Origin of the sequence: Vibrio azureus, from assembly GCF_002849855.1 — a bacterium.
Taxonomy (GTDB): domain Bacteria; phylum Pseudomonadota; class Gammaproteobacteria; order Enterobacterales; family Vibrionaceae; genus Vibrio; species Vibrio azureus.
The window spans coordinates 2,907,471-2,921,118 of sequence record NZ_CP018616.1 but is presented as its reverse complement, the minus strand read 5'-3'; the positions used below and the strand labels follow the sequence as shown (position 1 = coordinate 2,921,118).

10 protein-coding genes are annotated in these 13,648 nt (G+C 43.8%); 6 read left to right on the top strand and 4 right to left on the bottom strand.

Annotated features, from left to right (window positions below):
- Positions 1–38: 38 nt before the first annotated feature.
- The gene (gene rpoC / locus BS333_RS13280; protein WP_021711332.1) at positions 39–4,241 is read left to right on the top strand and encodes a DNA-directed RNA polymerase subunit beta'; all 4,203 of its coding nucleotides are present in this window, start codon (positions 39–41) and stop codon (positions 4,239–4,241) included.
- Between the two features lie 394 nt (positions 4,242–4,635).
- Complete coding sequence (locus BS333_RS13275; protein WP_021711331.1) at positions 4,636–7,194, top strand: lactonase family protein; 2,559 nt, start codon at positions 4,636–4,638, stop codon at positions 7,192–7,194.
- 91 nt (positions 7,195–7,285) lie between these two features.
- Here the strand turns inward: BS333_RS13275 and BS333_RS13270 are convergent, their stop codons facing one another.
- Entirely contained in the window at positions 7,286–7,777 is a 492-nt protein-coding gene (locus tag BS333_RS13270; protein WP_021711330.1) for an Rsd/AlgQ family anti-sigma factor, read from the bottom strand.
- A 177-nt stretch (positions 7,778–7,954) separates the two neighbouring features.
- Here BS333_RS13270 and nudC point away from each other — a divergent pair, with 177 nt between their 5' ends.
- Both nudC and hemE read left to right on the top strand, forming a co-directional pair.
- On the top strand, positions 7,955–8,734 hold the full coding sequence (gene nudC, locus BS333_RS13265; protein ID WP_021711329.1) for an NAD(+) diphosphatase: 780 nt from the start codon (positions 7,955–7,957) through the stop codon (positions 8,732–8,734).
- Between the two features lie 139 nt (positions 8,735–8,873).
- The gene (gene hemE, locus BS333_RS13260; protein ID WP_021711328.1) at positions 8,874–9,941 is read left to right on the top strand and encodes a uroporphyrinogen decarboxylase; all 1,068 of its coding nucleotides are present in this window, start codon (positions 8,874–8,876) and stop codon (positions 9,939–9,941) included.
- A 370-nt stretch (positions 9,942–10,311) separates the two neighbouring features.
- Here the strand turns inward: hemE and BS333_RS13255 are convergent, their stop codons facing one another.
- Together BS333_RS13255 and BS333_RS13250 are read right to left on the bottom strand one after the other, a co-directional pair.
- Complete coding sequence (locus BS333_RS13255) at positions 10,312–10,884, bottom strand: uracil-DNA glycosylase family protein (RefSeq protein WP_021711327.1); 573 nt, start codon at positions 10,882–10,884, stop codon at positions 10,312–10,314.
- Positions 10,875–11,123 (bottom strand): hypothetical protein, encoded by a 249-nt coding sequence (locus BS333_RS13250; protein WP_021711326.1) that lies wholly within the window; start codon positions 11,121–11,123, stop codon positions 10,875–10,877. The genes BS333_RS13255 and BS333_RS13250 overlap by 10 nt, the downstream gene beginning before the upstream one ends.
- Before the next feature lie 66 nt (positions 11,124–11,189).
- Between BS333_RS13250 and BS333_RS13245 the strand changes: the two genes are divergently transcribed.
- Positions 11,190–11,777: a YjaG family protein gene (locus BS333_RS13245; RefSeq protein WP_021711325.1), complete on the top strand. Its 588-nt coding sequence runs from the start codon at positions 11,190–11,192 to the stop codon at positions 11,775–11,777.
- A 134-nt stretch (positions 11,778–11,911) separates the two neighbouring features.
- Here BS333_RS13245 and BS333_RS13240 read toward each other — a convergent pair whose 3' ends face one another.
- Complete coding sequence (locus BS333_RS13240; RefSeq protein WP_021711324.1) at positions 11,912–13,042, bottom strand: CNNM domain-containing protein; 1,131 nt, start codon at positions 13,040–13,042, stop codon at positions 11,912–11,914.
- Between the two features lie 315 nt (positions 13,043–13,357).
- Between BS333_RS13240 and hupA the strand changes: the two genes are divergently transcribed.
- On the top strand, positions 13,358–13,630 hold the full coding sequence (gene hupA, locus BS333_RS13235; RefSeq protein WP_021711323.1) for a nucleoid-associated protein HU-alpha: 273 nt from the start codon (positions 13,358–13,360) through the stop codon (positions 13,628–13,630).
- Positions 13,631–13,648: the final 18 nt, after the last annotated feature.

The window sequence follows — 13,648 nt, the reverse complement described above, 5'->3', positions numbered from 1 at the left end:
ACGAGTGGGCTCCTTTTAACTCCTTACAGGAGCTGATTGTGAAAGACTTATTAAACTTTCTAAAAGCACAGCATAAGACCGAAGAATTTGATGCAATCAAAATCGGTCTATCTTCACCAGATATGATCCGTTCATGGTCTTTTGGTGAAGTTAAAAAACCTGAAACGATCAACTATCGTACGTTCAAGCCTGAACGCGATGGTTTGTTCTGTGCACGTATTTTTGGTCCAGTTAAAGACTACGAATGTCTTTGTGGTAAATACAAGCGCTTGAAGCACCGTGGTGTTATCTGTGAGAAGTGTGGTGTAGAAGTTACACAGACTAAAGTTCGTCGTGACCGTATGGGCCACATTGAACTTGCTTCACCAGTAGCTCACATCTGGTTCCTAAAATCGCTACCGTCTCGTATCGGTCTGCTTATGGATATCCCACTGCGTGATATCGAACGTGTTCTTTACTTCGAAATGTACGTAGTAACAGAACCAGGCATGACGGATCTAGAAAAAGGTCAGATGCTTACTGAAGAAGAGTATCTTGATCGTCTAGAAGAGTGGGGTGATGAGTTTACCGCTAAGATGGGTGCAGAAGCTATCAAGGACCTACTAGGTTCTATGGATATGCAGGCTGAAGCGGAACAAATGCGTGAAGAGCTAGAAACAACTAACTCTGAAACTAAGCGTAAGAAAGTCACTAAGCGCCTAAAACTGGTCGAAGCGTTTATTCAATCTGGTAACAACCCAGAGTGGATGATCCTTACTGTTCTTCCAGTATTGCCACCTGATCTACGTCCGCTGGTTCCTCTAGATGGCGGTCGTTTTGCGACTTCAGATCTGAATGACCTATACCGTCGTGTGATCAACCGTAACAACCGTTTGAAGCGTCTTCTAGAGCTTGCGGCTCCAGACATCATCGTACGTAACGAAAAACGTATGCTGCAAGAGTCTGTTGATGCGCTATTAGACAACGGTCGTCGCGGTCGTGCGATTACAGGTTCTAACAAACGTCCTCTGAAATCTCTTGCTGATATGATCAAGGGTAAACAAGGTCGTTTCCGTCAGAACCTTCTTGGTAAGCGTGTAGACTACTCTGGCCGTTCTGTAATCACAGTAGGTCCATACCTTCGTCTACATCAGTGTGGTCTTCCTAAGAAGATGGCACTAGAGCTATTTAAACCATTTATCTACAGCAAGCTAGAGACTCGTGGCATGGCGACGACGATCAAAGCAGCGAAGAAAATGGTTGAGCGTGAAGAAGCGGTTGTTTGGGATATCCTAGACGAAGTTATCCGTGAACACCCAGTACTATTGAACCGTGCACCAACACTTCACCGTCTTGGTATTCAGGCGTTCGAACCAGTACTGATCGAAGGTAAAGCTATCCAGCTACACCCACTTGTTTGTGCGGCGTACAACGCGGACTTCGATGGTGACCAAATGGCGGTTCACGTGCCTCTAACTCTAGAAGCACAGCTTGAAGCTCGTACACTGATGATGTCGACAAACAACATTCTGTCGCCAGCGTCAGGTGATCCGATCATCGTACCTTCTCAGGACGTTGTATTGGGTCTGTACTACATGACTCGTGAAAAGATCAATGTTAAAGGCGAGGGTATGTACCTTGCTGGCCCAGAAGAGGCTGAAAAGGCATACCGCACCAAGACGGCTGAGCTTCACGCACGAGTAAAAGTTCGTATCACTGAAACTGTTGTTGATGAAGACGGTCATAGCACAACTGAGACTAAGATGGTTGATACCACTATCGGTCGTGCAATGCTTTGGCAAATCGTTCCAGCAGGCCTGCCGTACAGCATCGTTAACCAAAAATTAGGTAAGAAGCAGATTTCTAACCTATTGAACGAGGCATACCGTAAGCTTGGTCTGAAAGACACTGTAATCTTCGCTGACCAAATCATGTACACTGGTTTCGCATACGCGGCACTATCAGGTGTATCGGTTGGTATCGATGATATGGTTGTACCAGCAGCTAAGTACACTGAAATCGCAGAAGCGGAAGAAGAAGTACGTGAAATCCAAGAACAGTACCAATCTGGTCTTGTTACTGCGGGTGAGCGATACAACAAAGTGATCGATATCTGGGCATCGACCAACGATCGCGTAGCAAAAGCGATGATGGCAAACCTTTCATCTGAAACGGTTATTAACCGTGATGGTGAAGAAGAGCAACAAGAATCGTTTAACAGCATCTACATGATGGCTGACTCGGGCGCTCGTGGTTCTGCAGCACAGATTCGTCAGCTAGCGGGTATGCGTGGTCTGATGGCACGTCCGGATGGTTCGATCATCGAAACGCCGATCACTGCGAACTTTAAAGAAGGTCTAAACGTACTTCAGTACTTTATCTCAACGCACGGTGCTCGTAAGGGTCTTGCGGATACGGCACTGAAGACAGCAAACTCGGGTTACCTAACTCGTCGTCTAGTAGACGTTGCTCAAGACGTTGTTGTTACTGAGCATGACTGTGGTACCCACGAAGGTGTTGACATGATGCCTCACATCGAGGGTGGTGATGTTAAAGTTGCACTAACTGAGCTAGCTCTAGGTCGTGTAGTCGCTGAAGACGTTCTTAAGCCAGGTACAGAAGAAGTTCTGATCCCACGTAACACTCTCATTGATGAGAAGTGGTGTCAGATCATGGAAGATAACTCAGTAGACAGCATGAAAGTGCGCTCTGTCGTTACTTGTGATTCTGACTTCGGTTGTTGTGCACAGTGTTACGGTCGTGACCTAGCACGTGGTCACCTAGTGAACCAAGGTGAAGCAGTTGGTGTAATCGCTGCTCAGTCTATCGGTGAACCGGGTACACAGCTTACGATGCGTACGTTCCACATCGGTGGTGCGGCATCTACTGCAGCAGCAGAGAACAGCATCCAAGCGAAGACAACAGGTACCGTTAAACTACACAACGCTAAGTTCGTAATCAACAAAGATAAGAAGCTAGTCATCACGTCTCGTGCATCTGAGCTAACAATCATTGATGAATTCGGTCGTACTAAAGAGAAGCACAAACTTCCTTACGGTTCTATCCTAAGCAAAGGCGACAACGACGCAGTAACAACTGGTGAAGTTGTTGCTAACTGGGAAGCGCACACCATGCCAATCATCACTGAAGTGGCAGGTCGCATCCAGTTCGTAGACATGATCGACGGTGTTACAGTTTCTCGTCAAACAGATGACCTAACTGGTCTATCTTCAAGCGAAGTAACTGACCCAGCCGCTCGCCCAGCAGCAGGTAAAGATATGCGTCCAGCTATCAAACTTGTTGATGAGCAAGGTAACGATGTAATGATCCCTGGTACAGAAATGCCAGCTCACTACTTCCTACCTGGTAAAGCGATTGTAAACATCGAAGATGGCGCTGAAGTTGGCATTGGTGACACACTATCTCGTATCCCTCAGAAATCTGGCGGTAACAAAGATATCACCGGTGGTCTACCACGCGTAGCTGACCTATTCGAAGCTCGTAAGCCTAAAGAGCCTGCGATTCTTGCTGAGCATACTGGTACAGTTAGCTTCGGTAAAGAAACTAAAGGTAAACGCCGTCTTGTTATCACTCGCGATAGCGGTGAAGCATATGAAGAGATGATCCCTAAACACCGTCAATTGAACGTGTTTGAAGGTGAGCGTGTTGAATGTGGCGATGTCATCGCAGATGGCCCAGAGTCTCCACATGACATCCTACGTTTGCGTGGCGTACACGCGGTAACTCAGTACATCGCTAACGAAGTACAAGAAGTTTACCGTCTACAAGGGGTTAAGATTAACGATAAGCACATTGAAACTATCGTTCGTCAGATGCTTCGTAAGTGTACGATTACTTTCGCTGGTGATTCTGAGTTCTTACCTGGTGAGCAAGTTGAATACTCACAAGTTAAGATTGCTAACCGTAATCTAGAAGCTGAAGGTAAAGAGCCAGCACGTTTCGAGCGTGAGCTACTGGGTATCACGAAGGCATCTCTAGCGACTGAGTCGTTCATCTCTGCGGCATCGTTCCAAGAGACGACTCGCGTACTAACAGAAGCTGCGGTTTCTGGTAAGCGTGATGATCTACGTGGTCTAAAAGAGAACGTAATTGTTGGTCGTTTGATTCCTGCAGGTACAGGTTTCGCTTACCACCAAGAGCGTCAAGCTAAGCGTGTTGAAGCGCAAGAAGGTCCTTCTGCTGAACAAGCAACGGACAATCTAGCAGCCCTTCTAAATGCTGGCTTCTCTTCTGACGATTAATCGTTAAGAACTTTAAATATAAAAGGCACCTTCTGGTGCCTTTTTTGTTTCTGTAGTAATAGGTTATTACGCTACGAGATGTGGGAGTAGATAATGCCTTACTCTGGGATTTGAGTGCGTATTGGATACCAACCATATATTTAGGAGAAAGAGCAAAGCAAGATCGCAAGCGAGTTGAAAACCCACCGAAAGGTGAACGATCCAATGTTTAACAAGTGATTCTGAATATGCCATTTTACTATGTGGTTCAAAGCTGACTTATCTTCTGCGGAAAATCTTTCTTAAGGGACAGATGTCTTTTGTGTATCGCGATCTTACTTCCAAATAAACGGATTGCCGTTCTGTTTGGCTGGGAATAAGATTGATATCTTCTTAATAAATAAGTGGTAAAGCGATGAATAAAAAATGTTTGTCTCTAATTATCGGCTCAGCGCTGTTATCTGGTGTTGTACAGGCCAGCAATAACCCCTCCTTTGCTAATGAACTTAACGATACTCATAGCCAAATTCAGCAGCGTATCACTGAGCTGCGTAAATATGCTGAAGATGAAAATAATGTCATCGTAAAAGAAGGTCAGCGTTTTATCGAAGTTAACGGTGTTGAATACCAAATCAACCAAGGTAACTATATTAAGTTTGACTTGCCGATACCATTCACTGATGAAAGCATGTTCCGTAATGTGTTTGATTTCTTAAATGATGATTGGGAACTCAGTTGGTATAACTTTGGTATGGTGGTCGTGAATAAGATCTATGGTAATTACGACTACGGTAATGGATGTTTAATTGAGTATGGCCCTGAAGGGGATGTTTACTCACCAAACGGTATGACGCATCTGTTGCTAGAAAATGACACTTGTGCACTAGAAGACGGTGAAAGTCTAACTGAGATAAAATTTTTGGGTACAGGTAAAACTCTAACTTATGCAGATTTTGGCTATCAAGTTGAAAATGAATTTTTGCCCGAATCAGTGGCATTAAGTCATGACAAAATTTATGTCGGTAACACAAACAGTGCTTTTTCTCATATTGCTCGATATGATTTGAGAAAGAATCAGCCGCTGGCGCCTATCACTGGTTTTTCGCTTAATGGTATAAGTGAAACCTACCGCGTCGTAAGCGATGTGGTGGAACACGATGGCCACTTATTTGTTGCTTCTCTCTCGTCTAACCGCGTCGATATCTACGATACCAACAACAATGACCAAATTGTTATGTCTTTGGGGACTGGTTCTTGGTCGGGCAATACTTTCGATAAAACTTTGACTCACCCATACAGCGTTGCAGCAAACGATGAGTTTATTTTTGTTGCTGATATCACAGGTAAAATTTCTATTTACCGTCAAGAAGATGTCAAGCTGGCCAACCATAAAAAATTGTCTAAGTATGGTTTTTTCAATTTGCCAGAAAGTAATTCCATCTATCGCAACTTAAAGATGGAAGTGGTGAACAATGAGCTGGTGGTTAACTTTGACAACGCGTTAACTTACGTATTCGATCTTGCATCCGTAAAAGCAGGTGACGAGCTAGTCGAAGCGAAACATCGTTTTACCAATACTCGTTACCGTAATACTTATCAAGCCAGTAATGGTGAAGTTTATGTCGGCAGCAATGTAGGTGTTGTAAAAGAGTTTAGCCAAGACCAGTTTAGTTTTGTCGAAGGCGGTATTGAAGGTGATGCGATGCATTCCTTTAAAGGCTTTTTTGACACTGGTACTGAAAAAGATCAATCACTAAAAGCGAGTTTTGATTTGGCGGTTGAGGCTAAAGTTTTAGCTATGCTGCAAGACCGGACCGTAGTGGTTGCTAATGTGGATGTACTGCGTGTTCACCAAGGCAATAAGCCAGCGACTCACGATCACGTATTTGATTTATTAGCGCCTGAAGTCGTCAAGAAGCCGTTGCTGTTTGATGGTGAAAGTTGGGAGAGTTTAACTTCTAACCATGAAGTAAGTATCGACCGTCTATTATCGGGTACACAGCGTATTGATGGTCTGGATATCACCAGCTATGCGGCTCAAACTACTTACGACCTGGTCGTTGAAGCGCGCTTTGGTGATGAAGGGAAATGGCTCAAATTGGGCACACTTGATAAGCTGGAGCCATTTGCGACTTACACAACGTCACATACTTTAAAAGATGGTGTGAAATACGCGAGTCTTGATGGCCTGCAGTCATTTACGATTAAAGGTTTAGCAGAGGCTACACATCTACCTCGAGATTTGGTCGATATCCGTCTGACATCTGGAACTGATGAATTCGTGCAGAAATTGACAGACTGGCAATCGAAATGGCGTTTGAGTTTCGGTACTTACTCACAAGCAAACGGCCACTGGGAAAAAATCACGTCAGCCTATGCGCGTGAATGGATGATCATCATGGCGAATTATGCGTACGTGATGAATAGCCCTGAGTTTGAACACCTATGGTTCAATTACAAGCAAAGTATTGGTCAAGGTCAAAATGAGTTCTTCGGTAACTCAGGTCCGGTTGATGGCCCAGGCGGAAATTTTACTGCGGAAGATTACCAGAATATTTACCAAGCCTTTATGAATCGCGATCGCATTCGCCTTGGTATATCAACCATTGGCGGTGGTCTGGGTGGTGGTGATGTACTTGGCATTGACACTTGGAACTACTATGCCCACTACTATAACTCAGGGATTGGTATCGTTGGACATGAGTTTGGCCATCACTGGGGGTCGCATGACAGTAGCTTTGCTAACTCGTCGCGTGGTTTGCAATTAATGACACATGATATTCATCAAATGATGATCCGACAGCAAGTGCTGCCTTATCTTGATGATGAGATTAATGCGTTTTACAAAACACCACGTGAGGAGATGTATAATGTTGTCGCTGAATATCTTCGAGTCCCTCGTCCACAAAGCCACATCAACCTTGTTGAACGCTACTTTGCTGAGAACCCAATGTGGCAGGCTTATCGCCACTAAGTAAAACTGTTTAGAAACAAGAAAGCCCAACAACAACTGTCAAGTGGCTTTCTTGTTTCTCTGGGGAAGCTTAATCCCGAATTCCTTTTCGCTATGAACCTGGCGGCATCGACAGGCTATCTGCGATAAGCTGAATCAAATGATCCTCTACCGCAAAACGTGTCTCGATAATTTCACCAAGCAAAGACATGTCTGAATCAAAGTCTACCAGCTCATCTTCAATGGAAACATCAGAGTATTTGTCGGTAAAATTTAGGAGTGGTTCTGTCGTAATAACGATTTTAGCGTAGGTTTGGTTGATCTCATCTGTCGCAACAAAGCCCGTTGCTTTCCACTTATCCATCACCATGTCGTATATCTTAAAGTGACCTTCAGAAATATAATCGACGAGGTGCTGGCAAAAATGTTGTAGATCATCAGGAGCAGGAAGCTCAACAACATTCGTTCTAGAACAAGGCTGCAGAGATGCAAGCTTACAATATTCGACGATGAGAAGTTGTCTCGTCTCTAACCAGTGGTCGATTACCTCACTCGAACCACCCCATTGATCTTGTGTTTGTTTGAATTTTTTTAGCATGACCATGCCCTCATGATCTGGACACCTACTGGTGAACGTATCCTTTGCATAGCAAAGTAAGTAAAGTGATTACAAACTCTTGTCCTTACTAGAATTTATAGCTGTAAAATCAGCAAACAACAAACTCTGGTATGAAATTAGATTGCCAGTAAAATGAATGAACTTCAAGCAAAGGTAAGCATAATGTTAAGAAAAAGTGAAGTTAACCATGTCGGTAAGGCTTATTGGTGTGTTGTATCAGGCAGTGAAGTTTGGCTGCTCAATGGACATATTCCATTCGGCCAAGCTGCTGATTTTTCTCTTCCTGACGGTTGTGGTCATCAAATTGGCCATTATCAGGGAGAGCCTGTTAGGTGGGTTAATTTATCCGACCTTGAAGGTGACCTTGAGCTCACTTCTTTGCGAGACTGCCTTCATTTTCCCGAAGCCCTCTTTTTATTGATCAGTAAAGCGGCTCAATACGGTCATATGACCAGCAGTTTACGCTTTTGTCCTCAATGTGGTGGCCGCAACTTCCTTAACCATAATCAACTCGCAATGCAATGCAGTGAATGTCGAACCTTGCACTATCCGCGTATTTTCCCATGTATTATTGTGGCCGTTCGTAAAGGTGAACAGGTCCTCCTTGCACAACATGCGAGACATCGTAACGGTATGTACACGGTGATTGCAGGATTTTTAGAGGTAGGGGAGACATTAGAAGAATGTGTTGCGCGAGAAGTTTATGAAGAAACGGGTATCCATATTAACAACATTCGTTATTTTGCCAGTCAACCATGGGCTTTTCCATCAAGCATGATGGTGGGATTTCTTGCTGACTATCAAGCGGGTGAAATAAAGCCGGACTATGCCGAATTGGCTGATGCGAAGTGGTTTGATATCACAAAGCTTCCTGCTATCGCTCCTCAGGGGACGATCGCAAGGGCTCTTATTGAAAGAACACGTCAGGATATTCAGTCTTAAACAAATACCCCAGCAAATAGGTTAAGTATTGTTGGTTCTGGGTGAATTAAAACACTTTCCTTGTTTGGTGAGTCAACTATTCACATTAAATCAATGCTAGAATACGGGTCAGTTGAAAGCTAATAATTGGAATGACGGAATGACTGAATTAAAAAATGATCGTTATCTGCGTGCTCTACTTAAAGAGTCAGTCGATTACACACCAGTATGGATGATGCGTCAGGCAGGTCGTTACCTCCCTGAATACAAAGCTACCCGAGCGCAGGCTGGTGATTTTATGTCTTTGTGTAAGAATGCTGAACTAGCGTCGGAAGTCACCCTTCAGCCATTACGCCGTTTTCCTCTTGATGCTGCAATTTTATTCTCTGATATTCTTACTATTCCAGATGCGATGGGCCTTGAGCTCCGTTTTGCTGCTGGTGAAGGTCCGGTTTTCGACAAACCGATTACTTGTAAAGCAGATGTGGAAAAAATTGGCTTACCGGATCCTGAAGGTGAGCTGCAATACGTCATGAATGCTGTGCGTCAAATCCGCAAAGACTTAAATGGTGATGTTCCACTGATTGGTTTTTCAGGAAGCCCATGGACACTTGCGACATACATGGTTGAAGGTGGCAGCTCGAAAGCGTTCACTAAGATCAAGAAGATGATGTACGCAGAGCCACAAACGCTTCACTTACTTCTAGATAAGCTTGCAGACAGCGTTATCGAATATCTAAACGCGCAAATTAAAGCGGGTGCACAATCGGTGATGGTATTTGATACATGGGGTGGAGTACTGACACCTCGTGACTACAACCTGTTCTCACTGCAATATATGCACAAGATTGTTGATGGTCTGATTCGCGAAAATGACGGTCGTCGTGTGCCAGTCACTTTGTTTACCAAGAATGGCGGCATGTGGCTTGAGCAAATCGCAGCGACGGGGTGTGATGCCGTTGGTCTAGATTGGACAATCAACATTGCAGATGCGAAAGCGCGTATCGGTGATAAAGTGGCGCTCCAAGGTAATATGGATCCATCTATGTTATATGCTTCACCAGAGCGTATCCGTGAAGAAGTTGCGGATATCTTAGCAGGCTTTGGTGATGCAGGTACTGGCCATGTGTTTAACTTAGGCCACGGCATTCATCTTGACGTACCGCCAGAAAACGCAGGCGTGTTTGTTGAAGCGGTACACGAATTATCTAAGCCATATCACAAGTAAATTCGACGTTTTAGCTCAAATACCGGCACTTCATGCCGGTATTTTTTTACCTAAAATTTAGGGTTGTACAGCTTTGGTAGTATTTGGCCTACTATGATCCAATTGCTATTTAAGCTGTACATCAGAGATTAAAGTCATTTATCACAATAAAATTCAACACTTTGCAATCAAATGCTGGCAACCGGTGTCGGCATTTTTTTGCCTGAAATTTAGGATTGTACAGCTTTGGTTGCATTTGGCCTACTATGTTCTATTTAGTTATGAGGCGATACTGGGGAGTTTTATGGCAATAAAATCATGAGTTTATTTTTTATTTAGTTGTGTTTGAATTTCATTGTACAGCTTAGCAAGTAAAAGGATCATAGGTGACCTAAAGCATTGAGTGAACTCGTTGCTGAAGATGTGGCACGACGTCTGATTCAAACCATGGATTTTTCTTTAGCCACAATGAATTACGTGGAGAGGGGTGGGGAAGTGGAATAAAATCTGGCTGCCAATCCTGCCACTGTCGCACGGTTTGAGTCAGCGTTTTGGGTTTATTGGTTAGGTAATATTGCTGTGAGTAGTGGCCAATCAATAAAGTCAGTTCTATACGCGGAAGTTGCTCAAGGATTTTTTGATGCCAAGTGGGGGCGCACTCTTTACGAGGAGGTAGATCGCCAGATTGACCTTTGCCCGGATAACAGAGGCCCATTGGAACAATGGCGATTTTATTTGGATCATAGAAGTCGTCTTTATCGATATTTAACCACTGGCGTAGTCGATCACCGCTTGGGTCATTCCATGGTATTGAGGTTTGATGTACTCGTGTGCCAGGGGCTTGGCCAATGATTAAAATGCGTGCTTCTTTCCCTGCCTGTACAACAGGGTTTGCGCCCAAAGGCAGGTCCTCAACACAGATTTGACATGCACGAACTTGTTTTAGCAGATTCTCTAAACGCATAACATGGCCTTCTCTTTTCTTAACCTCAAGGTCTTTGCCTTAATCAACGTTGATTGTAGCCAGTCAAGCGGTGAAAACTCGGCTAATCTTTGTAATAGTAATGCGATATCTGCCTGTATGAGTTGAATGGTTTTGGATTGTTCAATCAAACATTGTTTGGCCAATTTCTTCTGTTTGAATAAAGTTTTATCGGTGTTGTGATGCTCTAAAGGCAGGAAAATCTGATTTGGCTGCGGCATTAACTTTTTTCCCAGTGATGAATCAAGTACACTTTCGCTGTTTTTTTCTTCAATGATTGAGTGACTATGCTTAAGAATCCTCTTCAGGTTCGTTTGGAAAAACTAGAACCTTGGCAACAAATTACTTTCATGGCGTGTCTGTGTGAACGCATGTATCCCAACTATGCGATGTTTTGTGAGAATACCGAATTTGCAGACCCCCGAGCTTACCGAGCGATTCTTGATAGTGTATGGGAAATTCTGACAGTTAAGACCGCAAAAGTGAATTTTGAACGTCAATTAGAGAAGCTGGAAGCGCTTTTCCCTAGTGCGGATGAATATGACTTTTATGGTGTGTATCCTTCAATGGATGCATGCCAGAGTTTATCGACGCTTCTGCATGGCCTACTCGATCGTGATTATCTGTTTGATTCAATGATTAAGATTAGCCAGCAATCGGTACAAACCGTTGTCGATTTAGAGCAAGCGCAGGGTGCTGAGCCAATCACGAATGACAATCAAAAACAAAATGAAGCGGTTTGTGAAGAATGGGATGTCCAGTGGGCTATTTTCCGTCCTCTTCGTGAAGCAACAGAGCGTGATATCAGTTTGATTAAAGATTTACGTGAAGAATTACGTGAGGAAGGTGTCAGCAATATCGGTATCGCGCTTTAAATATCAAGTATCTTGAGGTCATTTGGGTATAAACGATAAATAGCAACTTGTCTCAATGTGAAAAAGGCACCCGTGATTGGGTGCCTTTTGACTTTGTTAACGACTGAGTTTAAGCAAATTTTCGTTCAAGTCGATTAAGGTGCCTTTGTCTCTGATTGAGCAGGCTCTATGGCTTGAGTTGATTTGTGTTGTTCGAGATCTTGATCGTCTTCATCGTCATCTCGACTCTCAATTACGCCGTGTTTTTCTTTCCAACTTTCCCAGCGCTGGTAAGCCAGTTCCTGCATATCTGTGCTTTTGTCTGCTTCATCGATGATCTCCTCACCTAACAGGTGTTCAAAGATATCTTCCAACGTGACTAGACCTTGAACTGTTCCATATTCGTCAACCACTAAAGCCAGTTGTAAGCGATGCGTCATCATCTGATCGAATACTTTGGGCAGGTTCGTGTTATTCAAAACAACTTGAATTGGGCGCATGACGGATCCCAGTTGCTTTTGTCCACTCCCTGTTTGCTGAAGCTTAAATAGCTCTAGACGGTGAACAAAACCAATGATGTTATCTTTTTGCTCACTGTAGACCAGTGGACGAGAAAAAGGCGTATCCTGATGTTCTTCAAGAAAACGATCAATCGTCATCGTGGCGTCTACTCGAAATACAACGGGGCGTGGTGTCATGACTTGGGTAACTGGCACATCCTGAATGCCAAGTAGGTTGCTCAGGATTTTAGATTCACCTTCCGCGAACTCACCGCTTTCTTTGGCCAGAATCGCCATAGCTGACAGCTCATCACGCATTTTGGGTGCTTCGTGATTGCGTGCAAGACGTTTGGTTATTTGCTCAGAGAACCAAACGAACGGTGTCAGTGCCCACACCATCCAACGTAATGAAACCGCTGCAGTTGGCGCTAATTGACGCCAATAGGTTGCGCCTATGGTCTTAGGTACAATTTCAGATAAGACCAGAATGGCTAAAGTCAATAACGCTGAAAATACACCGAGAGACTCACTGCCGAACACAATGGCTGCTTGTGCACCTGCAGTTGCAGCACCAATCGTATGCGCAATAGTGTTAAGCGTCAAAATAGAAGCCAGTGGTCGATCGATATCTGCCTTGAGCTTTTCTAACTGCGGCGCAGCAGGGTTACCCTGTTGTCTAAGTTGTGCAATGTAGCTTGGACTAATACTCAGTAGAACCGCCTCTAGCACCGAACAGATAAATGAAACGCCGATTGCAATAGAGATATAAATAGATAACAGCAGCATAGTTGCCCTTGAATGTAGTGGATAGTCAGGATTTGCAGAAATTATATACCCGAATTACTTCAAAGATAATTTCGGGCCAGTTGGTCTCTTGAGCTGGCTGGATCATCACTGCAAAATTTGTCATATAAATCGGTCTTATTGCAGTAGAAAGCAAGCGCTTTTGCTTGGTAAGTAGTAACAAATTGTGAGTTATTACTCATATTGTGGCTAAAACTGCGTCAGAAAATCGAAAGAACACTCACAAACCTTTGCCAGATGGGGCATTTATGTTTTAGAGTGAGATGTATCCGATAACATATTGAGAAGGGAAACCTAATGAACAAGACCCAATTAATCGACTTTATTGCAGAGAAAGCAGATCTATCAAAAGCACAAGCTAAAGCTGCTCTTGAAGCAACTCTTGAAGGCGTTACTGGCGCACTTAAAGATGGCGACCAAGTTCAACTAATTGGTTTTGGTACATTCAAAGTGAACCACCGTGCTGCACGTACTGGTCGTAACCCTCAGACTGGTAAAGAAATTCAAATTGCAGCAGCGAACGTACCAGCGTTTGTAGCAGGTAAAGCACTGAAAGAATCAGTGAATTAAGTTACAATGCACCGAGGT

What these genes read in the sequence shown, in the direction of transcription:
- nudC (WP_021711329.1), top strand. Translation starts at nt 7,955, where the DNA reads ATGTTAAGAAAAAGTGAAGTTAACCATGTCGGTAAGGCTTATTGGTGT.
- BS333_RS13255 (WP_021711327.1), bottom strand. Translation starts at nt 10,884, where the DNA reads ATGCGTTTAGAGAATCTGCTAAAACAAGTTCGTGCATGTCAAATCTGT.
- BS333_RS13275 (WP_021711331.1), top strand. Translation starts at nt 4,636, where the DNA reads ATGAATAAAAAATGTTTGTCTCTAATTATCGGCTCAGCGCTGTTATCT.
- BS333_RS13270 (WP_021711330.1), bottom strand. Translation starts at nt 7,777, where the DNA reads ATGGTCATGCTAAAAAAATTCAAACAAACACAAGATCAATGGGGTGGT.
- BS333_RS13245 (WP_021711325.1), top strand. Translation starts at nt 11,190, where the DNA reads ATGCTTAAGAATCCTCTTCAGGTTCGTTTGGAAAAACTAGAACCTTGG.
- BS333_RS13240 (WP_021711324.1), bottom strand. Translation starts at nt 13,042, where the DNA reads ATGCTGCTGTTATCTATTTATATCTCTATTGCAATCGGCGTTTCATTT.
- hupA (WP_021711323.1), top strand. Translation starts at nt 13,358, where the DNA reads ATGAACAAGACCCAATTAATCGACTTTATTGCAGAGAAAGCAGATCTA.
- hemE (WP_021711328.1), top strand. Translation starts at nt 8,874, where the DNA reads ATGACTGAATTAAAAAATGATCGTTATCTGCGTGCTCTACTTAAAGAG.
- BS333_RS13250 (WP_021711326.1), bottom strand. Translation starts at nt 11,123, where the DNA reads ATGCCGCAGCCAAATCAGATTTTCCTGCCTTTAGAGCATCACAACACC.